At 43.0% G+C, this 22,348-nt stretch carries 18 protein-coding genes and 2 pseudogenes; 12 read left to right on the top strand and 8 right to left on the bottom strand.

Going from position 1 to position 22,348, the window contains the following annotated elements; all coding sequences use genetic code 11:
* Positions 1-85: 85 nt before the first annotated feature.
* Positions 86-577: a DUF3015 family protein gene (locus ACOBWA_RS00215; RefSeq protein WP_420229871.1), complete on the bottom strand. Its 492-nt coding sequence runs from the start codon at positions 575-577 to the stop codon at positions 86-88.
* 499 nt (positions 578-1,076) lie between these two features.
* Between ACOBWA_RS00215 and ACOBWA_RS00210 the strand changes: the two genes are divergently transcribed.
* The gene (locus ACOBWA_RS00210; RefSeq protein WP_057757673.1) at positions 1,077-1,439 is read left to right on the top strand and encodes a septal ring lytic transglycosylase RlpA family protein; all 363 of its coding nucleotides are present in this window, start codon (positions 1,077-1,079) and stop codon (positions 1,437-1,439) included.
* 71 nt (positions 1,440-1,510) lie between these two features.
* On the opposite strand, the pseudogene ACOBWA_RS00205 reads toward ACOBWA_RS00210, so the two are convergent.
* Positions 1,511-3,531 (bottom strand): annotated as a pseudogene (locus tag ACOBWA_RS00205) (ATP-binding cassette domain-containing protein).
* 662 nt (positions 3,532-4,193) lie between these two features.
* Between ACOBWA_RS00205 and erpA the strand changes: the two are divergent.
* The 8 genes from erpA to ACOBWA_RS00165 all read left to right on the top strand — a co-directional run bounded on the left by erpA (position 4,194) and on the right by ACOBWA_RS00165 (position 12,695).
* Positions 4,194-4,574 carry an iron-sulfur cluster insertion protein ErpA gene (gene erpA, locus ACOBWA_RS00200; RefSeq protein ID WP_057757666.1) on the top strand — a complete coding sequence of 127 codons (381 nt, stop codon included), beginning with the start codon at positions 4,194-4,196 and terminating at the stop codon, positions 4,572-4,574.
* Positions 4,575-4,926: 352 nt separating this feature from the next.
* Complete coding sequence (gene gshA, locus ACOBWA_RS00195; RefSeq protein WP_420229870.1) at positions 4,927-6,501, top strand: glutamate--cysteine ligase; 1,575 nt, start codon at positions 4,927-4,929, stop codon at positions 6,499-6,501.
* 181 nt (positions 6,502-6,682) lie between these two features.
* On the top strand, positions 6,683-7,195 hold the full coding sequence (locus ACOBWA_RS00190; RefSeq protein ID WP_420229869.1) for a disulfide bond formation protein B: 513 nt from the start codon (positions 6,683-6,685) through the stop codon (positions 7,193-7,195).
* A gap of 442 nt (positions 7,196-7,637) precedes the next feature.
* Positions 7,638-8,276: a copper resistance protein NlpE N-terminal domain-containing protein gene (locus ACOBWA_RS00185; RefSeq protein WP_102091333.1), complete on the top strand. Its 639-nt coding sequence runs from the start codon at positions 7,638-7,640 to the stop codon at positions 8,274-8,276.
* Between the two features lie 259 nt (positions 8,277-8,535).
* Positions 8,536-10,017, top strand: a complete 1,482-nt coding sequence (gene mpl / locus ACOBWA_RS00180) for a UDP-N-acetylmuramate:L-alanyl-gamma-D-glutamyl-meso-diaminopimelate ligase (protein WP_420229868.1) — start codon at positions 8,536-8,538, stop codon at positions 10,015-10,017.
* A 341-nt stretch (positions 10,018-10,358) separates the two neighbouring features.
* The gene (locus ACOBWA_RS00175) at positions 10,359-10,613 is read left to right on the top strand and encodes a GlsB/YeaQ/YmgE family stress response membrane protein (protein ID WP_420229867.1); all 255 of its coding nucleotides are present in this window, start codon (positions 10,359-10,361) and stop codon (positions 10,611-10,613) included.
* A gap of 206 nt (positions 10,614-10,819) precedes the next feature.
* Positions 10,820-11,374, top strand: coding sequence for a peptide deformylase (gene def / locus ACOBWA_RS00170; protein ID WP_057757649.1), 555 nt, complete (start codon positions 10,820-10,822; stop codon positions 11,372-11,374).
* Between the two features lie 145 nt (positions 11,375-11,519).
* Positions 11,520-12,695, top strand: a complete 1,176-nt coding sequence (locus ACOBWA_RS00165) for a type III PLP-dependent enzyme (protein WP_160021385.1) — start codon at positions 11,520-11,522, stop codon at positions 12,693-12,695.
* 81 nt (positions 12,696-12,776) lie between these two features.
* Here ACOBWA_RS00165 and ACOBWA_RS00160 read toward each other — a convergent pair whose 3' ends face one another.
* From ACOBWA_RS00160 to dnaJ, 3 genes and pseudogenes are all read right to left on the bottom strand, one after another.
* Positions 12,777-13,736 carry a hypothetical protein gene (locus tag ACOBWA_RS00160; protein WP_420229866.1) on the bottom strand — a complete coding sequence of 320 codons (960 nt, stop codon included), beginning with the start codon at positions 13,734-13,736 and terminating at the stop codon, positions 12,777-12,779.
* Positions 13,737-13,812: 76 nt separating this feature from the next.
* On the bottom strand, positions 13,813-14,643 hold the full coding sequence (gene dapB / locus ACOBWA_RS00155) for a 4-hydroxy-tetrahydrodipicolinate reductase (RefSeq protein ID WP_420229865.1): 831 nt from the start codon (positions 14,641-14,643) through the stop codon (positions 13,813-13,815).
* A 172-nt stretch (positions 14,644-14,815) separates the two neighbouring features.
* Positions 14,816-15,951, bottom strand: a pseudogene (gene dnaJ / locus ACOBWA_RS00150) (molecular chaperone DnaJ).
* Positions 15,952-16,205: 254 nt separating this feature from the next.
* On the opposite strand from dnaJ, the gene ACOBWA_RS00145 reads away from it, so the two are divergent.
* Positions 16,206-17,024: a DUF2939 domain-containing protein gene (locus tag ACOBWA_RS00145; protein WP_420229864.1), complete on the top strand. Its 819-nt coding sequence runs from the start codon at positions 16,206-16,208 to the stop codon at positions 17,022-17,024.
* 154 nt (positions 17,025-17,178) lie between these two features.
* On the opposite strand, the gene ACOBWA_RS00140 is transcribed toward ACOBWA_RS00145, so the two are convergent.
* The 3 genes from ACOBWA_RS00140 to ACOBWA_RS00130 all read right to left on the bottom strand — a co-directional run bounded on the left by ACOBWA_RS00140 (position 17,179) and on the right by ACOBWA_RS00130 (position 20,122).
* Positions 17,179-18,243 (bottom strand): disulfide isomerase DsbC N-terminal domain-containing protein, encoded by a 1,065-nt coding sequence (locus ACOBWA_RS00140; protein ID WP_420229863.1) that lies wholly within the window; start codon positions 18,241-18,243, stop codon positions 17,179-17,181.
* A gap of 311 nt (positions 18,244-18,554) precedes the next feature.
* A protein-coding gene (locus ACOBWA_RS00135) for an IS5 family transposase (protein WP_420229862.1) occupies positions 18,555-19,303 on the bottom strand; the annotation gives its coding sequence in 2 pieces (ribosomal slippage) (positions 18,555-18,577 and positions 18,577-19,303; 750 coding nt in all).
* A 114-nt stretch (positions 19,304-19,417) separates the two neighbouring features.
* Positions 19,418-20,122, bottom strand: coding sequence for a pseudouridine synthase (locus ACOBWA_RS00130; RefSeq protein ID WP_057757631.1), 705 nt, complete (start codon positions 20,120-20,122; stop codon positions 19,418-19,420).
* A 197-nt stretch (positions 20,123-20,319) separates the two neighbouring features.
* Between ACOBWA_RS00130 and ACOBWA_RS00125 the strand changes: the two genes are divergently transcribed.
* Complete coding sequence (locus ACOBWA_RS00125; protein WP_420229861.1) at positions 20,320-20,922, top strand: YigZ family protein; 603 nt, start codon at positions 20,320-20,322, stop codon at positions 20,920-20,922.
* Positions 20,923-21,204: 282 nt separating this feature from the next.
* Positions 21,205-22,302 carry a YheT family hydrolase gene (locus ACOBWA_RS00120; RefSeq protein ID WP_420229860.1) on the top strand — a complete coding sequence of 366 codons (1,098 nt, stop codon included), beginning with the start codon at positions 21,205-21,207 and terminating at the stop codon, positions 22,300-22,302.
* Positions 22,303-22,348: the final 46 nt, after the last annotated feature.

The following is a 22,348-nucleotide window of genomic DNA, read 5'->3' as shown; positions in this document are numbered from 1 at the left end:
AGCACTAGGTTTACGTGTTTTTATCATTAAATCATCAAAAGTTTGAGTATTAAACTAAAAACTTAATACCTAGCACTTTCAATATTTAGATAGCACAGCTTGTTTTAACGATGCTGAATAGCGCTTCTGCATTTTGATCTTGCGTAGCAGTGCGATAAGCAGAAGTCTGTGCATATTGACCATACTGTGCACGTACACTAGCGGCTGAATCACAGTTAGCAACGCTTTGTAATGCTGATAAATGAGCACCTTGGCCTGAAGCTAGATCTTTTTCAACACTTGGGAAGGCTTCTTTAATCAAAACCGCAGCTCTAACGTTACCACCTTGGCAAGTTTCAGGAGACATAGAGTCAGAAGTAGCAGCCGTAGTACCTAAATCCCAAGTCACGTTAGAGATAATAGCTAAGATAGGGCTAGAATTACCAAACAAAGCGCCACCAATACCACACTGCTTATAAATCTGCTCGATAGTGCGACCAGTTTCTGCCGTTTTAAATTTAGAACCAAGATCGGCATTAGCTGCGCTAAATGGAATCATAGCAGCAACAACTGAAGCGAACGCAATTTTCTTTAACATAAAACTTCCTCGAAAGACGATAAAAAATAGATTATTTGATAAAAAATCAAACTTATTATGAGTATATTTGATAGATACTCTAGAATAATGTCTAACCTTATCTATTCTACAAAATAGTAAGAATATAGCAAGGTTTTTTTACATTATATTATCTATTTCTACTTGAGCTTTCATAACGATAATTATGCTATATCGATAGATTTGGTCTTTATATATTACCTATTTATATTGTATTAATGGCTTTCCAATATTTTGTTGGCTTCTTTATGAGAATCACTCTTTATAAGTCTAATTTTAGTACCCACGCCATCATTATTTTTGCTAAAAAATAGCTATTTTTCCTTAAAAAACAGCTATTTGACCTCATGATTTTTTTACACGGCAGTAATAATATGACAAGCTAGCTCTTGTAGAATCCCCTATTATTCATACTCATAGGGAGTATAGATAACGTAGGCAAGAGCATCTGTCTATTTTATTAATTGCTTAAAGGTATTAAATGTCTTATTTAATCAAGTCTTTGGTTGTCACCTTATCGCTACTACTTAGCACCACAGTTTTCGCTGCCAATACCAGTTACTACGGTAGTAAGTTTCATGGCAAGCGCACAGCGAGTGGCAGTATCTTCAACATGAACTCTCTAACCGCTGCACATCGCACGTTACCGTTCGGCACGAAGGTACAAGTAACCAATCAAAAGACAAAGCAGAGCGTCGTTGTAAAAATCACGGACAGAGGACCTTTTATTAGAGGTCGTATCCTTGATTTATCAAAAGCCGCTGCTGGTGAAATAAACTGTCAGCTTTGTACGACCACGATGGAAATACTGTCGTACGGTGATGGCAAATATCGTAAGGAATAATGTAATAAAAAGGGATGGCTTATGCCATCCCTTTTTTATGTCTGCTTATATAACTAACTATCTAGAACGCTTTATGCGAACTTAGCTTCCATCTCTTCTAAAGTCGTCATTGATAGTAGTAACTTCTCTTCATTATCACTATGTTGCTGCTGTAGCGCTGTTTGCTCATTGAGTAATACAAGTAAGTCAGACTTACGGCTCTCTTCGTACAGCTCCGTATCAGCCAGTTTTTCTTCCAGCGTCACGAGCTGCTTATCAATCTTAGCCAATGTTTTTTCTGTTTCTTCTATCTCGCGGCGGATAGGTGCTGTCATTTTACGCTGTTCAGCGGCTAGTTTACGCTGCTCTTCTTTACTAAGCGCAGGCGTCGCAGCTTTACTGTTTGATGAGTTATCAGATGACTTGTTGCTTGCTTGGCTATTATCTGTTTCACGTGAAACAAACTTCTTGCTCTCTTTTTTACTTTTTTCTTACCGGTATTCTTATCTGATGCGTTCTCTTGCTTGCGCTTCTCTGCTAGCCATTTACCATAGTCGCCAATGTCACCATCGAACTCTTCGATGATGCCATCATGTACTAGATACAGCTCATCACAGACATTGGCAATTAGTTCTCGATCATGCGATACCAGTACCACTGCGCCTTGGAAACCTTGCAAGGCTATGGTCAACGCTTGACGCATTTGTAAATCCAAATGGTTGGTTGGCTCATCAAGCACAAGGACATTTGGACGTTGCCAAACGATCAATGCTAGCGTTAGACGTGCACGCTCACCACCTGAGAATAGCTCACTTGGTGTATCAATACGCTCACCGCGGAAGTCAAAGCTACCCAAAAACGAGCGTAGCATCGCATCGGAGGTTTTACCTGCTAGGCGACGTAGCATCTCTATAGGCGTGGCTTTGGCATCTAGGATATCCATTTGATGCTGATTGAAATAGCCTAGCTTTAGCGTATCCGAAACACGATACTTCCCTGTTAATACACCAAGCTCACCGACTAATGCTTTAATCAGCGTTGATTTACCAGCGCCGTTCATACCCAGTAAGCCGAGACGGGTATCAGGGGTTACCTGTACATTGGCATTATGTAGAAGCGGTGTGTCACTATAGCCAATATCTGCGTTGGTCAGCTCAATCAGCGGTGAGCTCATGTTTGCAGGCTCATAGAACTGGAAGGAGAACGGGTTGTCAGCCATCATTGGTGACAGCTCTGCCATGCGCTCTAACTGCTTAATACGGCTCTGTGCTTGCTTAGCTTTACTGGCTTTGGCACGGAAACGACGAATGAAATCATCTAAATGTGCCTTAGTTGCTTCTTGCTTTTCAAACGCTTGCTGCTGCTGCGCCATACGTTCGTGACGGGTACGGATAAACTGCTGATAGTTACCAGTATAAAGGGTGATTTTTTGCTGCTCTACATGCAGGATATGACCGACTGTCGCATCTAGAAATGCCTGATCATGCGAGATGACGATGACCAGACCCATGTAGGCATTAATCCATGTTTCAAGCCACAGGATAGCATCCAAATCCAAATGGTTGGTTGGCTCATCAAGTAACATCAAATCAGCACGGCTCATCAAGGTTTTGGCAAGGTTTAAGCGCATACGCCAACCACCAGAAAACCCTTCTACAGGCAGCTCATGCTGGCTAGTCTTAAAACCAAGACCTGCCATAATTTGTGCTGCTTTGGTCGGCGTACGATATCCGTCGATTTCATCGAACTGCTGGTGTAGCACACCAATTTGCTCATCACTGACACTGCTCAAATCATTTAGCGCAGCATTAATTTCATACCACTGCTCATCACCGCTCAATACATAATCGATTGCAGACTGCGTCGTAGCACCAACTTCCTGTGCCATGTGCGCCACATGCCAGCTATCAGGAATACTGACTTCACCTTTATCAAGGGTGACTTCTGTATCGCCTGTACCCATCTGCGTCAGTAACAGCGCAAATAAAGTAGATTTGCCTGTGCCGTTGTTGCCCGTCAGTCCAACTTTGTGACCTGGATGGAGCTGAAAGCTTGCACCTGCAAACAATTCACGACCATCACGGCGAACACCAACGTCTTTAAATTCGATCATATAATTTCTTCATCTCAACAATAATATAGATATAGGGCAATAAGAAACACACATAGGGTATGCCAACTGGCGGCTATTATTTCAAACGCTTGCCCCATAGGCAAACAATTAAATAACTATTTCAAAACTAAGTATTTATTACGCCAAACACCTTATGTTGTACAAGCGACTCTTGAGCTCATACATGGTTGTTACTATTATAAAGGTTATGGCCGTAAAATACCGTAATATGACTAATAAGCTTTAAGACTGCCTAATATTATTAAGTAGTGTTTTATACAGTCACACGCTATTATTTTTTAGTCTGGTTATTGGTTTAGCCCATTGACGCAGTTATTTTAAAAAACACAATATCAAAATTGGGACACTGTCATTTATTAGTAATAATTCAATAGTTGCATCACTCTTGACAAACGAATCAGCACCCCCATTATGATATACTGCTAAAAGATAAGTGCCCACTATCAATAGAGCCAATAAAATATTGTAGTGGCACAAATACTATTTTGAAATTGCACAAACAGCTTATAATGCACCAATAGCTTTGCCATAATGACAGCACCCAATTAAATCAAACGCCGTGCGTATCTTTATTTGCAAGTACCCTATTGCAAACCCAAACAGGACGACGACCGCATTTGATCCTAGCAACTGAGGTAGATATGAACGAATCAGCCAACCAATTTAGTCCAAGCTCAAGCCAACCAGTAGACCCAACCGTATTAAGCCTAACTGATAGTGCGGCGCAAAAAGTACGCCGTCTACGCGAAGAAGAAGGCGATAGCGATCTTATGTTACGTGTCTATGTGACAGGTGGCGGTTGTTCTGGTTTCTCTTACGGGTTTAACTTTGCCAACGATCTAAACGAAGACGATGCCAATTTTGATAATGGTGATGTGACGTTAGTCGTCGATTCGCTAAGCTATCAATACTTGCAAGGCTCGACCGTTGATTATACTGAAGGACTGGAAGGGGCACGTTTTGTCGTGACCAATCCAAATGCCACGACCACTTGCGGCTGCGGTTCGTCATTCTCTATATAAGCCAAATAGACGCGGTCGCGCTATGATTATTAAGATAATGCGATAGTGTGCCAATACTATGTCAAATGGCTTGTAGGCATAATGAACAAAGCATCTATCTCTCAGGTAGATGCTTTTTTATCAAACTGTCTGGCCAGAATAACGCTATATTCAAGATGAATTTGTATTAAAAACAGGGTCAAAACCCTCACAAATCGCTTTGCCTAAAGCTTATCGTATTTGTAATTGTCCGTGGTTTTCAAGACAGCTTTGAGCTAAACTGACGGAATTATTGACCTAACATTTACCTATTTTATGGACAAACGCTTATCGTGTTTTGATCCACCATAATAAATAACAATAGATGACTATTATGAGTAATTTTGCGAGTAGCTTTGTTAATTTCGAGATCCCTAATTGGTTTGATAGCCAACACTTAACGGGTATGCTCCGCGGTATTGAAAAAGAGGGCCTACGCGTAAAGCCTGATGGTTTCTTGGCACAGACCCCGCATCCAGCCAAACTTGGGTCAAAACTTACCCATCCTTTTATTACTACCGATTACTCAGAAAGTCTGCTTGAGCTCATCACTGAACCAAAATCCTCACCAAAAGAGACCCTCAATATGCTGCGCCAATTGCACGTATTGGTCTATCAGGGCATACCTGAAGGTGAGCTGATGTGGCCATTATCGATGCCTTGTATGTTGTCTTCTAAAGATGAAGATATTCCACTAGCTGATTATGGTAGCTCTAATACGGGTAAGCTAAAAACCCTATATCGTAGTGGCCTTGGTATCCGCTATGGTCGCCGCATGCAGACGATTGCTGGTCTGCATTACAACTTGTCTTTTGGTGATACGTTGTTTGAGACATGGCAAGCCCAAATACCGACCGCACAAAGTCAAACGTTGACAGAGTTCAAAAACGAGAAATACTTAGGGTTGATTCGTAACTTTAAACGTCTAACCAGCCTTGTTTTATATTTACTGGGTGCCAGTCCGAGCGTGTGTCCTTGTTTCTTGGCAGGGCGTGAGCACGATTTAGAATTGCTCAATGATTCGACCTATTACAAACCTGCTGCGACTAGCCTGCGTATGGGCAAGCTTGGCTATACCAATAGCGTGCAAGAGCAACTTGATATCCGTTATAACTATCTGCCAGAGTATGTCGATGGTCTACGCCGTGCCATCCAAACACCGCACGAGAGCTTTGCTAAGCTTGGCTTAGAAGACGAAGATGGTAACCCGATCCAAATTAACAATCATATTCTACAAATAGAAAACGAGTACTACAGCCCTATTCGTCCTAAACAAATCGCAATGAGCGGTGAAACACCAACCGAAGCGCTTGAGCGTCGCGGTATCGCCTATGTTGAGTTCCGCGCTATCGATCTTGACCCATACAGTGACGTAGGTATTCGCCTCTCTAGTGCTTGCTTCTTGGAAGTGATGGCGCTGTATTGCCTGTTTAGTGACTCACCAGACCTGCTACCTGAAGAAGAAGACACGCTCGCTATCAATCTTGAGCGGGTGGTCAATGAAGGTCGCCGTGATGACTTGCATATTATCAATAATGGCCAAGAGCAGTCACTTGAAAGCTGGATGCTAACGCATTTAGAGCGTATGCAGCCGCTTGCTGCATTGCTTGATGCTCACTACGGTGGTAACGATTACCGCGCGGCTGTAGCATTGATGCAAGGCAAAGCAGGACACTCTGAGTCGACTATCTCTGCACAAGTAAATTCCGATAGCAAACGCTTAGGCAGCTTATGGCAGCTTGGATTTACGTTGGCTCAGCAGCATCGCGAGTCTTTATTACAGCAGACACTTAGTCCAAATACTCAAGCTAAATACGAAGTATTGGCAGAAAAATCTATCTTACAGCAAGCTGAGATTGAGCAGTCTGAAACAGAAGACTTTACGGAATTTTTACAGCAGTATCGCTAAGGCGTGATTACTAGCTTTTGATTACTAACTTTTAACTGCCAGTTATTGATTGCTGAATTCTGATGACTAGTTGACGATTGCTAAGGTCTGATTTCTAAGTCCTGACTGTGCAATTTTGACTGTTTAATCTGGATTGCTACCCCACATCTATTATAGATAAACCCATAAGAGTAACCGCACAATGCGACAGCTAACCACTTACCGTAACCTGCAAGTATTTTTGGTGATAATGGCCGTGATAGGCATGAGCTTTGCGCTGTTTTATTTACAGCGTCATTTAGGGCTTTCACCTTGCCCGCTCTGTATTTTTCAGCGTGTTGGCTTGATCGTCATGGGCGGTTTTGCCCTGATATCAGCGTTGTTTAATCCTAAGTCTAAAGTGATAAGACTACTATTATGGCTTGGTAGCCTATTAGGTATCGGCTGGGCAACTGCGGTAGCAGCACGCCATGTATGGCTGCAACATTTACCTGCTGACCAAGTACCTTCTTGTGGTCCAGGACTGAACTATTGGCTCGATACCCTCCCTATCCTACAAGTATTCAAAGAAGTATTTGCAGGATCTGGCGAATGCGCCTCTGTTGATTGGACGCTTATGGGATTAAGTATTCCTGAGCAGTCGTTGATTCTATTTAGTGTGCTGCTGATCGTACATGTCTTGATATTAATGCGTATCGTAAAATCTGCTAATTAGTATCTTATGACTCAATAAGACGTTAGGTTTCTTTCCTAGTTCTGCTTTTAAAACAGACATTGCTATCTTCGATACGATGTCTGTTTTTTTGTCTACTATTAACCCGCCCTTACAACCCATATTAGCGTTACCAACAGGTATCGCTAATGTCGACTTATGCCTTTTAGATATAAGGCCAACAACAAAAAGCCCACAGAGATATTTTCAAGCCTTTGATATCTTTAGTCAGCTTACCTTATAAACGGATAAGCATTAGATATTTGTCGCTTTCTACTCATAAGCTATCTGTATTTTGAATATAAGATAATGCTGTCAAGTTCTTAATTTATATTATTACTACGCGCCCATGCCTTATTATCCTTATCTTTGACAATGGCTTTACGTTGTCGATAGTATAGATGAGCTTGAAAAATACTTGTTAAAAACTGTTTTTGGTATGACCATGATATATTTTGCTCCCGTTCGCTCTACCACGCTTGCTATCGTAAAACGGTGGCGTCCTTCGTTACTTGTAGCGTCACTATGTGTGCTACTCGTAGGCTGTGATAGTGCCTCGTCCAATACCGATAAAGACATGGTATCTACGTTTGCGTCGACTGGTTCTGAATCGCAGGAGGCTTCACAATCATTGCAAGATGACAATATTGAGAGTGCTGAGCTAGCGAATGATGATGAGACAGGCGAAATGGTGGAAGGGCAATCATTAATTGCTGCTGCTCAGTCAAATAAAGATACCTATGCAGACAGCTCTATGGAGCGATCAGAAGCAAAAAGCAGTATGCTGCAAGCGACATTGATGGGCGATTATGGCGGTATGGTCTCTTGTATAGATTGCGACAGTATCGACGTTACACTGAACCTATTCGCTGATGGTTCCGTACTAAAATCAAGTTATTATCATAATCCTGAAAAACCAAAAACACCTCTACTCGAATCGGGTATCTACCGACAAGACAATGATAAGATCACCATTGTCTATGAAGGAAAAAATATCGAGACCTATCATATCCAAGACAACCACTTAATACGGATTGATGAACACGATAATTTAGAGGATGACTATACGTTATCTCGCAAATAAAAGCGTCATCATGCTAACTATAGTTGGCGTATCGCTACATACTAAAATGACCAAATTACATTAGCTACATAGCGCCTACTTGTTAGGCGTTTTTTATTGGTCATCGAACAGGGTTTACTTTACAATGATTGCTTGTTTGCCAGCTGATATATTGGTCGTTGTTTATCAAAGTGGTTATTTTTACTGCTAACAGCTAAGCACCTCACACTTTATTTTATCAGCTCTCTATTCTTTTCATTCAAGCGCGTACGGAACGTCTATGCATATTCATATCCTTGGTATTTGTGGTACTTTTATGGGCTCACTGGCATTGCTAGCACGTGCGCTTGGGCATACGGTCACGGGGTCAGATGCCAATGTCTATCCTCCTATGTCCACTCAGCTCGAAAATGCTGGCGTGACTATCGAAGAAGGCTATCTGGTAGAGCACTTGCAACCAACGCCAGATTTAGTCGTCGTTGGGAACGCGATGAAGCGCGGCATGGATGTGATTGAGTATATGCTAGATAATGGCTTGCGCTATACCTCAGGTCCGCAGTTCTTATCTGAGCAAGTATTGCAGTCACGCCACGTAATCGCCGTTGCAGGTACGCATGGTAAGACTACAACCACGACTATGCTTGCGTGGATATTACATTATGCTGGTATTGATGCAGGGTTTTTGATTGGCGGTGTGCCATTGGTTGATACGACTGACGAGCACTTACAGCAAGTGTTTGCCCATAGCAGCTATTTGGGTGCTGATAAAAGCGATGATGATAAATCTGGTTATTTTGTGATTGAAGCAGATGAGTACGATTCTGCCTTCTTTGATAAGCGTTCGAAGTTCGTTCACTATCGTCCGCGTACTGCTATTTTGAATAACCTTGAATTTGATCATGCAGATATCTTCGCAGATCTTAATGCGATACAAACTCAGTTCCACCATATGGTGCGTATGATTCCAAGCACTGGCAAAATTATCATGCCAGCCGCGACCATCAGTTTAGAAGATACGCTAGCGAAAGGGGTTTGGACACCTATTTGGCGTACTGCTGTCATCGACTCTACTTTAGCTGATACCAGCGAAAATGCGCGTGCTCTAAAAGATAGTAGCGATTGGCAGGCTGAGCTGATTCAAGAAGACGGTAGTAAGTTCAAAGTCAGTTTTGCCGCTAATGAAGATGCCTCTGCTATCGTAAACTGGTCAATGAGCGGCATCCATAACGTCAATAACGCGTTAGTTGCTGTAGCTGCGGCCTATGATGTTGGTGTCAGTGTTGAGACTGCTTGTGCTGCTTTATCAGATTTCGCTGGTATCAAGCGCCGGATGGAACTGATTGGCGACGTCAATGACATTTTAGTCTTTGATGATTTTGCCCATCATCCAACAGCTATTACAACCACATTGGATGGTGCCAAAAAGAAGCTGGCTGATAGACGCATTTGGGCTATCATTGAGCCGCGTAGCAACACCATGAAAATGGGCATTCATCAAGACAGCTTGGCTCAATCAGCAGCACTTGCTGACTACACATTATGGTACGAGCCTACTGGTTTGGAATGGGGCTTAAAAGAGGTCATCGAACAAGCTAAGTCTACTAGCGACTCTATCGGCAACCAACAAGTACTATCAAGCATTGATGCTATTATTGAGCATATCAGCGGTCATGCAAAAGCAGGTGACGCGATTGTGGTTATGTCAAATGGCGGTTTTGAAGGGATTCATCAGCGTTTATTAACGGCATTGCATAACGGTTAACGCTTTTAGCTAGAATCAAGAAATAGCTTTTCTTATTTTTCTCTATACAAACGCAGCTCATCTAATAGATGGCTGCGTTTTTTATTTCTAATATTTACATATCTTCATTATATGGATTCAGCCTTACAAGTACCACGTTGATAAACGCTGTTAGCACCACTGCTACCTTTGTAACCTTTCGTTTACTTATTGCTCTTACTCAATAGCAAATCGGACTTTTTCCTCACATAGCCCCTACAGTAGTAACATTTTATGCTTACTTTTGCGTCTGAGGAGTGTTTACAATAGATTTATCAAAATTTGTAACACATTATAAATATTAATAATATTAGGAGAATAACATGAGCTTTATTTGGATGATTATTGTAGGTTTAGTCGCAGGTTTATTAGCACGTGCTATCAAACCAGGTAATGACCCTATGGGTTGGGTTATGACTATCGTATTGGGTATCGTTGGTGCAATGCTAGGTGGTTTCCTAGCTGGCCTAATCGGTATTAACGCTGATGGTGGTTTCACTGGTCTTATATTCTCAGTAATTGGTGCAATTATCCTACTGTTCTTATATGAAATGATTGTAAGCAAACGCCGTGCCTAATGACCGCATATAGTTAGCAGTCACACAAAACAATCAAAGAAGCCTCGCACTAAGCGAGGTTTTTTTGTATCAATAAACATAAGCCTCTCTATTCTACAGACTTATAAAACCTGATATGAACGGGAAAGTATTGATAAGCATTACTTTTGTCCCCATTTATCTTATAATATCAACCCTATTTTGTCCTTATCATTGAGGTGAGCGTTATGGCACTACTCCCTATCTTAAGTTACCCAGATCCTCGCTTGCGTACTATCGCCAAGCCTGTCAAGGAAGTGACTGCTGAAATCAAAACCTTAATCGCAGACATGATCGAGACGATGTATGATGCTCAAGGCATTGGGCTTGCAGCCAGTCAAGTGGATCATCATATTCAGCTTATCGTTATGGATTTGTCTGAAGACAAAAGCTCTCCTAGAGTTTTTATCAATCCAAAAGTCACGCCACTGGTAGAAGAAAAGCAACCGTATGAAGAAGGCTGCTTATCTGTACCTGATGTCTATGACAAGGTCGAGCGTCCTAATAAAGTCCGTATCGAAGCGTTAGACGGTAACGGTGAGGTCATCGACGAAGTAGTCGAAGGACTGCTTGCTGTTTGTATCCAGCATGAAATGGATCACCTAAATGGCGTAATCTTCGTTGACTACTTGTCTCGTCTTAAACAGACTCGTGCTCGTGATAAAGTTCGCAAAGTTCTTAAAATACGCGAAAAGCAAGAAGCTCAATCAGCAGAAAAACAGACACAAGCCGTCAATTCTTAAAGCTCTACTCTTTATTCTTATCTCTTTATTTCGTCTTTATCCTTCACATAGTTACGTCTACAGTGAGTGTTAATATTTAGCATTCACTGTTTGGCGATAACTTTTCTAACCGATACAGTTTCCACAAAGGTTTACTACTATGACAATGATCAAAATTGACCAATATTTTGACCCTGCCAGCTGGCAGAAATTTACCAAGGCTGCTGAAGGTCGCGAGACGCCTTTCTTGGTAGTTGACCTTAGTCGAATCGAAACCAAATACCATGAAATGGTAAGTCTGTTTCCTAATGCAAAACTGCATTATGCAATGAAAGCTAGCCCTGCGGTGGAAGTAATCAATTTACTAGCAAACCTTGGTTCTAACTTTGACTGTGCCTCTATTTATGAGCTTGATCGCGTGCTTGGTTGCGGCGTTGATCCATCTCGTATCTCGTATGGCAACACCATCAAAAAAGCTGAGCATGTTAAATATGCTTTTGAGAAAGGCATCGATCTATATGCGACTGATTCAGAAGCGGATCTAAAAAACATTGCCAAACACGCTCCAGGCTCTAAAATATTTGTTCGTATCTTAGTGCAAGGATCAGAGACAGCAGAATGGCCATTATCACGTAAGTTTGGTTGCCATCCTAATATGGCCATCGACCTACTGGTTCAAGCACGTGAGCTGGGCTTGGTGCCTTATGGTATCTCATTCCACGTTGGTAGCCAGCAAAAAGACGTCGCTGCATGGGATGATGCATTAGCCAAAGTTAAATATATGTTTGACTGGATGAAGAACGAAGAAGGCATCAAGCTACAAATGATTAATTTGGGCGGCGGCTTCCCAACCAACTACATCAGCGAAGTCAATCCTATTAAGGTCTATGCAGAAGAGATTACCAGCTATTTGACTGATGATTATAATGATGATGAGATGCCTGAGATTATTTTAGAACCAGGCCGTTCACTCGTTGGTGGTTCAGGTGTCTTGGTTAGTGATGTGGTACTGATCTCTCGTAAGTCAGATACCGATTTGACTCGTTGGGTATATACCGACGTTGGTCTATTCCAAGGCTTAATCGAAACGCTAGGCGAAGCTATCAAGTACCCTGTCTATACGCCTAAGATGGAAACGTCTACCAGCGAGGGTACTGTGGTATTGGCAGGCCCAACCTGTGATTCAACCGATATCATGTATGAAGAAGCGGGTTATCAGCTACCAGAAGAGCTTGAGATTGGTGATAAAATCTACTGGCTGACCACTGGTGCTTATACCAACTCTTACTCATCGGTAGAGTTTAATGGTTTCCCACCGCTCGAAGTGGTTTATATTGACTAGTACTTAATACTGTTCCACAAAAAAGCGCGGCACGGTTGTTAATACTCGTGTCGCGCTTTTTTGTACGTAACGATTTCATAACTAGTCAACTCGTAAGGAAATAGGCACGCTATTGTTGTTATTAATAGTTCGGCTACCGTTACTGGTACTACTGCTTGAGTTTTGTGAAATCTGTCCAATCGTCACCCACTGTCCACGTGGCACGATAATCGTACTGTTCAATCTTTGACCCCGAATAGCATTACTAGCCCGAATAGCATTACTAGCCCGAATAGCATTACTAGCACGGTTAGTATTATCAGCAGAACTCATTTGATTATAAGGTAAATTCGGCTGCACTAACCTTTCTTCCACTTGTGAAAGTTGTATTTCTACCTGCCCGCTAGGCAGCAGTCTTGGTGTGACGGCAATCCCTTGTGTCGTTGGCAGTAGTATTTGCTGCTGAATCACGATCTGTGGTTTGAAATTATCGTTAGCTGAACGATGATAAGTTGAATAGTTATTAGCATTATAGGTTTGAGTCAATGAGTAGAGCGTACCTGTGCTGATACTCGCCGCACTGCCAGATAGTGTTTGTACTTGATATAGATTACTACTCTGCTGTTGGCTGCTACGCTGACTAATAACCCCTGTACCTTGGATACCACGATTGGTAATAATGACCTGACCCTGCTGAATACTACCTTGCAGGCCACTACTATTGCCAACACGTACAGCGACCGTCAATGCCTGTGGCTGACGGTCGATCTGAGACAATAACTGCTGTACCGCCTGATAATTGCGTGCCGTCGTTTGCAGTACCAATTTATCTTGATAATTAGTCACCGTGCCACCGTCTGCGCTACTACTTAATAGCTGCCTTACTGCAGGTAACAAACTAGCCCCGCCATAAGTATGGATAACATAGGTTTGAGCAGTACTGGCTTGTACGCTAATTGGTAGAACCGCTAGACTCAGTGCAAAGGCTGATAGGCTTGCAAGGTTGGTGGTACAAAAAGTATTTATCAGTTTATGCCTAACATAACGTTTGATACTATTCATACCTGCTCCCTTGCTGCTATTAAGTCATCAGTCATCACGCTATAGTCAATCATCAACCATTAATTATAAATAGTCGTTAGTCACTTAATCCAAGTACATCTTGCATGTTGTACTGACCTACTTCCTGCTCAACGACCCAAGTTGCGGCACGCACTGCACCAGCGGCAAATGTCATGCGCGCACGTGCACGATGGGTAATCTCGACCACTTCACCATCTGCGATGAACATCACAGTATGGTCGCCTACGATTTCGCCACCACGTACTGCATGAATACCAATTGTTCCAGATTTGCGCTCGCCAGTTTGTCCTTCGCGGCCATAAATAGCGACGTCTTTTAGGTTCTGTCCGCGCGCTTCCGCGACGGCTTCGGCCATCATATACGCCGTACCAGAAGGCGCATCAATTTTATGCTTATGATGTGCCTCAATGATTTCTACATCAGCATCATTACCAAACGCTTTGGCAGCCATACCGAGTAGCTTCAATGATAAATTAACGCCTGTCGAATAGTTGCCCGCATATACGATAGTTATTTTCTCACTTGCTTTTGCCAGTACTTGTTCTTGCTGTTCATTGAATCCTGTGGTACCGATGACCATAGCTACATTATGCTCAGCACAAACTTGCATATTTTCTTCAGTGGCGTCAGGTAAGCTAAAATCAATCAGTACATCAATATCATCAATCACAGCGGCTAAGTCATCAACGATTTGCACATTTAAATGGCCGATAGCAGCAATTTCGCCGGCATCAGCACCGACTAGGCTAGAGCCTTGACGCTCAATCGCTGCTTTTAATGTAGTTTGCGGGTTATTCTGTACTGCCTCGATGAGCATACGACCCATACGTCCGCCTGCACCGATTACCCCAACGTTGATAGATTTATTATTCGATTGTTCGCTCATGTTTTTACCTTAGACGTTTTATATTTGGTGAAATTATCTTTGACCATATTTATCGTAAGTTTAGCAAATATCATCACATGAATGGCTTTTTATACCATCAATAAAAAGCCCAAAGGTTTCATGTGAAACCTTTGGGCTTAGTTTAATACTAGCTACTTAGTTAAACTATTTCTTAATCGAACAAATCACCGATTTTTTTGAAGAATGACTTTTTATGTGGCGACTGTTGATGCTTGCTGTCATCATCCAACGTGTCTTGGAATTGGCGTAACAAGTCTTTTTGCTCACGAGTCAGATTCACTGGCGTTTCGATAACCACACGGCAAATCAAATCACCTTTCATGGTAGTACGGACTGGCGTTACACCTTTGCCGCGTACACGCAATAACTTACCGCTTTGCGTACCTTCTGCCACTTTGATTTTTACTTTACCATCTAAGGTTGGGATTTCGACTTCTTTACCCAATGCTGCATCAGTGATGCTTACGGGTACATCCATATATAGATCAGCGCCTTGACGGGTAAAGACATTGTGATGTTTGACGCGTACTTCGACATATAGATCGCCGTTTTGTACGCCAGCGCCGCCCGCTTCGCCCTCGCCTGCTAGACGAACGCGATCACCATCATCGACGCCTGCAGGGATAGAGACTTCTAACGTGCGTGATTTGTCTTTTACGCCGTTGCCATGACAGTCTGAACAAGGGTTTTTGATCTGTTTACCAGTACCGCCGCAATGAGGACAAGCTTGCTGTACTGCAAAGAAACCTTGCTGCATACGTACTTGACCTTGGCCATGACAAGTCTGACAGGTGACCACATCGGACGCATTTTTTGCCCCTTTACCATCACAGGTATCACAAGGCGCAGGAGCCGTGAAACTGATTTCTTTTTGCAGCCACGTACAGCTTCTTCTAATGTCAGCTCAATCACATAACGCAAGTCAGAGCCGCGACGCGAACGCCCACCGCCACCGCCACGCTGCTGACCGAAGATATCACCGAAGTTACCAAAGATATCGCCAAAGATATCTTGGAAGTTACCGCCACCTGCGCCGCCGAAGCCGCCGCCACCCATGCCGTTTTCAAAGGCTGCATGGCCCATACGGTCGTAGGCTGAACGTTTCTCTTCGTCGCTCAATACTTCATAAGCCATTGAAGCTTCTTTGAATTTGTCTTCCGAATCAGGATCATCAGAGTTGCGATCTGGATGGTATTTCATGGCAAGCTTACGGTAGGCTCGCTTAATTTCTTTGCTGTCAGCGGTCTTGCTGACACCTAATATTTCATAAAAATCGCGCTTACTCATGCTCTCTCCTATCGTCTTTACAGCCACACCGGTTCGTCAAATCATAAGCTCAATTGATAGTTGTCTTAATCTTATTCGTGGTTCTTAGCTAGTGGATACGTATAGCGTTTCACATGAAACATTACAAATCATATGCTATAGAACCATAATGCTTAGACTTAACCAACAAATACGGTGAAGGCTGCTTAGCCAAATCAATTATAAAAAGTTTGCGCTATTTATGGAGATGGTCTGCTGATTTATCAAGCTCTTAAATGATGAAATTAGCAGTTGGCTTCGCCGCGGCAAAAGCCAAACGATTCATTAAGGTTACTGCAAAGCTTTTCGTACCTGAGCAGTGCCCAGTCGTGCTAATATTTACCGCCACATCTACGGTCATTTATACTCATAGTGATGACGATTGCGACAAGGTACCAAGTCTTATGAAAAAGCTGGTTATTCTATTAATCATCATTGCGGTAGCAGTGTATGCAGGCTCGCCTTATTACAGCGCTTATCAGCTCAAAAATGCTTATGACGATAAAGATGGTGCCACTATCGCAGCGGCTATTGATTATGAGCAAGTGCGACCAAGCGTTCAAAACCAGCTAACCAGACAATTTGCGACGACAATGACTAAGTATCCACTAATTTCTGAACTGGGCGGTGAGCCGTTGACCGAAGCCGCGAATGGTTTTATCGCGCAGGCAGTTGAAGGTGCCATCACACCGCAGAATATCGAAAAGGTGATTAATACCCAAGGTCAAGCCAATACAGCAACCAAAGAGCTAGCTGCAGCATGGGCCATCGCTAGCGATCAAGTTGACTTGAAAAACCTAATTAAGAGCTTAATCATTCAGCGCGGTGATGTCGATGCCGTGGTCAAAAGCCAAATGCAGCAAGTCATGAAAAAACAAGCGGCCGAACTTGAGCAGCAAGTCGCCCAAGGCAATGACAGCGAAAAGCCAACGCTTAGCTACTGCGGTATCAATTGCTTTAGTATCAGTGGTCAGGTAAAAGGATATCCTCTCACTATCGAGATGCAGCGTGAAGGGCTTATCCATTGGAAAATCGTTGATATCGTCTTACCATAAATTATTTAAGACAGCTTTTGAGATGCAAAAATGTCTGAATAGAACCATAAAAAACCGCCTTATAAACTGATTCATAAGGCGGTTTTTTTACGTTGTTCAGCAGTCCAATACCTTAAAGTTTTGAATTACTGAAGCACTCAACCATACCAATCAATTATTCAACACCCAAGAATTCTAGAAATTCTGGACTCTCAAAACTCGCCTGATATAGCACGCCATCTTCACGGTAGATTGCAGGTGTCGCCATTACCGCGAGTCCAGCAGCTTTTTCACGATTGGGTGTCACATGGTCAACCGTACAACTTGCTGATGCAGGTGTCATTTCACCCTGTAGCATCGCCTTGTCAAACGCCTGACGACGACTGTCTTCATCCACTTGACACCAGATACCGCGCATCTGCTTCGGTGACGCCTCATATATCGGATAGCCGATGACATTGACCGTCACACCTTTTGCATTGAGCGAGGGCACTTGCTGATGCAGTCGGCGGCAGTAAGGGCAATTCACATCATCCGCCACATAGATAACGGCTCTCTCAGTAGTGGTTGCTGGATAAGTAATCAACTGGCTTTTGTCCAATGACGCAAACACAGACTGGTTTTTATGTTTTTCAAAGTTCTCATCGAGACCGATAAACTGACCATTTTCGATGACTGATATTTCGCCATCGGTAATATACTGCGCATCATCTGATAGTAAAAACGGCACGCCTTCTAGCGTTGCTCCCCAGATAACACCCGGTACTGCGGTATAAAGGAATGGCGTTTTAGCGCTCATGTTCTTAAGCGCAGCCATATTTGCTAGCATAGACGATTTGACTGAGGCACTGACAGGTTCGCCTACCTGCGCACTCGTGCTACGTACTGGTGTTTTAGTCACTACCCGTTTGCTTGGGTTTTTCTGTAGCTCACCCTGAATGACGTAACGACCATCTTCGGTGATGTGCAGCGGCAGTTGTCCAGCCAAATTCACTTTATACATATTAGGCAGTTTGGATGGCACAATAGAAGTAATCTGTGTTTTGATGCCTGCTTGGATCAATATTTGACGCAATCGCTTATCGACAGTCGCACTCACTACTTGAGCTGCTTGTGAACTTGTAGTGCTTTGCGTTACGTTATTGCTATTAGCATCCGCTGAACTTGGCTGAGCGCAAGCAGTGGTTGCTAATAGTATGACGCTGATTAGGCTAGCGGACTTTAATACAGGTAATGTCACAGAGAGATTCCTATCTGATTTTAATCATGGCTGTTTTTTAATTCTTAACCCTATTAATTGGGCCTCACTGAGTCAACACTAAAAGATTATTATATAAAAACGTAGATAGAAAAGACTGTAGCATATGGAATAGTTTTGCATAGCACTAACTGACCAATGTCGCAAAACTGCTACTTAGCTTTAAGAGATAGGCAACACAGCCAGATAATAGACATAAATACAATATAGCAGACCGCAAAAAGCAGCTCACTAGGTAGCGGCTGCTAATGGGTCCAAAACGATAGTTTCAAGACAAATACTAGGGCGTGTCCTCAATTCATCTTGCAATGAATTGAGGACACGCTAGGTAAAGCATCGACTTAAAATTACGAGCCAACTTCTCATAGCGAGTAGCGATACTACGAAAGTGTTTAAGCCTTGCAAACATATTTTCAACAAGATGACGCAGCTTGTACAAATAGCTATCAAACTCTGGATTAGGCTGTTTGGCATTCTTCCTTTTAGGAACGACAGGTATCATATTATGGCTGCGAGCTTTGTCTCTGATACACTCTGAGTCATAGCCTTTATCAGCGATAAAGTAATCAGCTTGTCCAATCATTTCAATCAATTCACCTGCAACTTGACTGTCGTGGACGTCACCCCCAGTGATTTTAAAATGGAGCGGATATCCATCGGCATCACAGGATAGGTGTATCTTTGTAGTTGCTCCGCCACGGCTTTGTCCAATTGCTCGCTCTTCACCACGCCGAGCTCCACTTGCATGCTGATGACAGCGAACATAGCTTCCGTCTGTGAATACCCATTCCGTATCAACTTCTTTTCGTAAGCCAAAAAAATCCGCCCATAAGCCAGTTTTCGACCAGCGGTTGAAACGACTATAGGCTGTTTTCCACGAACATAATTCTTCAGGTATGTCACGCCAAGGCGCCCCTGTGCGTAGTTTCCACAGTATGGCTTCCATGATCTCTCGGCTGTTTTGAGTTTGATAGCAGCCGTACTTTATCATCGTCGATTGCAATTGATCCCAAAGCGTATCTGTTAATGCTTTTCTTGCCATAACTTGTATTTCTCGCATCGACTCAATAGATGCGGTATTGTAACTATTATTTAGGGCTTATCCAATTGAAGACACGCCCTAATGCCAAAGCTTAATAGTTTCAGTGCTCATTTATTAAAACTTGGCAACTTCTTCTGGCGTTAAGAAACGGCTGTCACCTTTTTCTAGGCCTTCTAGATTGATATGACCTATACTGGCGCGGTGCAGCTCAGTTACTCGATTACCAAAGTAACCCATCATACGTTTGACCTGATGATACTTGCCCTGCTCTAATGTCAGACGTGCATGTTTTTCATCAATGAACTCAAGAACAGCCGGCTTTGTCGGCTCATAATCACCTTCAAGCAAGATGCCTTCCGCCACTTTCTTCACGGCTTTCTCTTGTGCATCACTATCCATTGCATCTGCCAAAGTCAGCTCGTACACCTTTGCATGCTCGTGCTTAGGACTGGTGACACGATGTAGCCAGCCGCCATCATCACTCATGAGCAATGCGCCAGTGGTATCGACATCGAGACGTCCAGCGATACGCAAGCTGCCCAATTCTGGTACAGCAATCAGTTCGGTGACAATTGGATACTCTTTAACTTTGAGCGTGCACTCGAAGCCTTCAGGCTTATACAACAAGATATAGCGATTGCCCGCAGCGACCGACAACGGCTCGCCTGCCCACATCACATCATCATTGACCACATCGACATGTAGGCCAGGATCTTTAACCACTTGATCGTTTACGGTGATTTCGCCGGCGTGCATGATCTTTTTTGACTCTTTACGCGACAGCTCGGTGGCTTTACTAATGAATTTATCTAAACGCATACTATTTACTACCATCGGTTTTATTATACCAGCCCTAAATCAGAAACTAACGACGCCAGCACTCAGCCGTGAGCGGCTCGTTATCTTCGATGGTTAGAAATGGTACTATAATGAAAAATTAAATGAACACTGTGCTCAATACAAAAGCCAGTGAAAGTCAGACCAGTTTAACATATCCAACCTAAGCCTGATGAAATATGAGCTATCAAACGCTAAAACGTGCCGTTACCACGCGACTCGAAATTAAAAAATCTGAGTTTATCGCTTACGCCTATCCGGTGACCTCTCGTGAGCAAGCAATGTTTCACGTGGAACAACTACGCGAGCAATATCCCGATGCACGGCACTTCTGCTGGGCATACATCATCGGTGATCCAGATAATACCACTAGTGCTGGTTTCGATGATGATGGCGAGCCAAGCGGTACGGCAGGCAGGCCGATATTGAATGTACTGCAGCATAAGTCGATCGGCAATGTGATTATCATCGTAGTACGTTACTTCGGTGGTATCAAATTGGGTGCTGGCGGTCTCACCCGTGCTTATGCGGGCTCTGCTCAAGCGGCCGTCGACGAGATGATATTAAACCCTTATGTACCGATGACCCAGATTCAGATACTGGCAGAGTTTGCGACTGAAGCGCAATGTCGCTATATGATAGAGAGCCTTAGCGGTCATATCGACGATGTCGCCTATAGCAAACAAGTGACTTTAACCGCTACACTTGCTGAAGCAGATGTCGAAAGTCTAAAAGCCCGCTTAGCAATGGATGGTCGAGTATTGGATAAATCAGAAGACTAAAAAATTCTGACTAACTACTTATCGGCCGTTTTAGATAGTTCTTTTTCAGTATATTTATTCGTTAGCTTTTTCAGTAACTGTTTCTCGGTTAATAATTTGTAGCACCTACTTCTCAGTAACTGCTTTCAGTAGCTGTTTTCAGTAGCTAATTTTCAGTAGCTGTTTTCAGTAATTATGCGTTCACTGAAAATTATTGGTTTTCACAGGTACTGACGTTATGATAAAAAACCCTTATCACACTACTCTATTTGTTTTTCCACGATTATTAAATAAGACCAATATATGCCAACTTCAACCAAACCTTTTTCTCCAGCACCTTTTAAGCCACCATTTTGGCTGACCAACCCACACTTGCAAAGCATCTTACCCAAGTTTTTTGCGCCAAAGGCACCGACCTACCGCCGCGTGGTCGAAAAAGACTCATTGGACGAGAGCGATATTGCTTATGATTTTTATGATGCGCACCCTGTAGAAGTATCAAAAGATGGCGAACTTGAGCAAACTCCGTTGATTGTCTTATTCCACGGCATGGAAGGCAGTAGTGACAGTCATTACGCACGCGCACTAGCGTACCAAATGCACGCGCAAGGTTGGCATTTTGTGGTGGCACATTTCCGTAGTTGCGGTGGTATTCCTGCTAGTGGCACAGTATTTTATAATGCAGGCGACACTGATGAGGTGCATCATGCGCTACAGAATTTGCGTGAGCAGTATGCCAATATCTATGCCGTTGGCGTCTCATTAGGTGGCAATGCACTGGCCAAATACATGGGCGAATATGAGGACAAAGTTCTATGTAAAGGTGCCGTTGTTATCTCCGCGCCAGTCGATATGTCTTCAGCTGCCATTACTATGCACAGCTTCTTGAGTCATCGTATCTATACGCCTTATCTGCTTAACCCAATTATCAAAAAAGCATTGGCAAACGATCTCACTCAAGATGAAATCAATTCTATCAAAGCTGCCAATCGTATCAGTGATTTCGATGATATCTTTACCGCGCCGCGTCACGGATATCGCTCCAAAAACGACTATTATCATACCGCATCCGCCATGCCGTATTTGCGCAACGTCACTCACCCTCTGCTATTAATCAGTGCAAAGGACGACCCTTTTATCGGCTTTACCGCTACCCCAAATGATGTCTCTGAGAATGTCACTATCTTAGATACTGAGCACGGTGGGCACATCGGTTATTTGCGTTATCGCTCAGACAACGGTCAGTCCAAAAGCAAATTGTCTGTCACCAATGATAAAGAATCCAAGACTTCAAAATTCGATATTAACTGGATACCTGAAACGGTCAGCGATTATTTTAATTGGATTGGCGTGGCTTCTAATAGCGAGTCTTCTCAGGATGTGGGCTCTGACAATAAATAATTACTGTCATCAATGACAAAATAATAACGCCAACGTTTATAACCTT

The sequence above is a fragment of the Psychrobacter sp. ER1 genome, from assembly GCF_048631835.1.
Taxonomy (GTDB): domain Bacteria; phylum Pseudomonadota; class Gammaproteobacteria; order Pseudomonadales; family Moraxellaceae; genus Psychrobacter.
The sequence above is the reverse complement of the archived record's forward strand: the minus strand, read 5'-3'. Positions and strand labels throughout refer to the sequence as shown.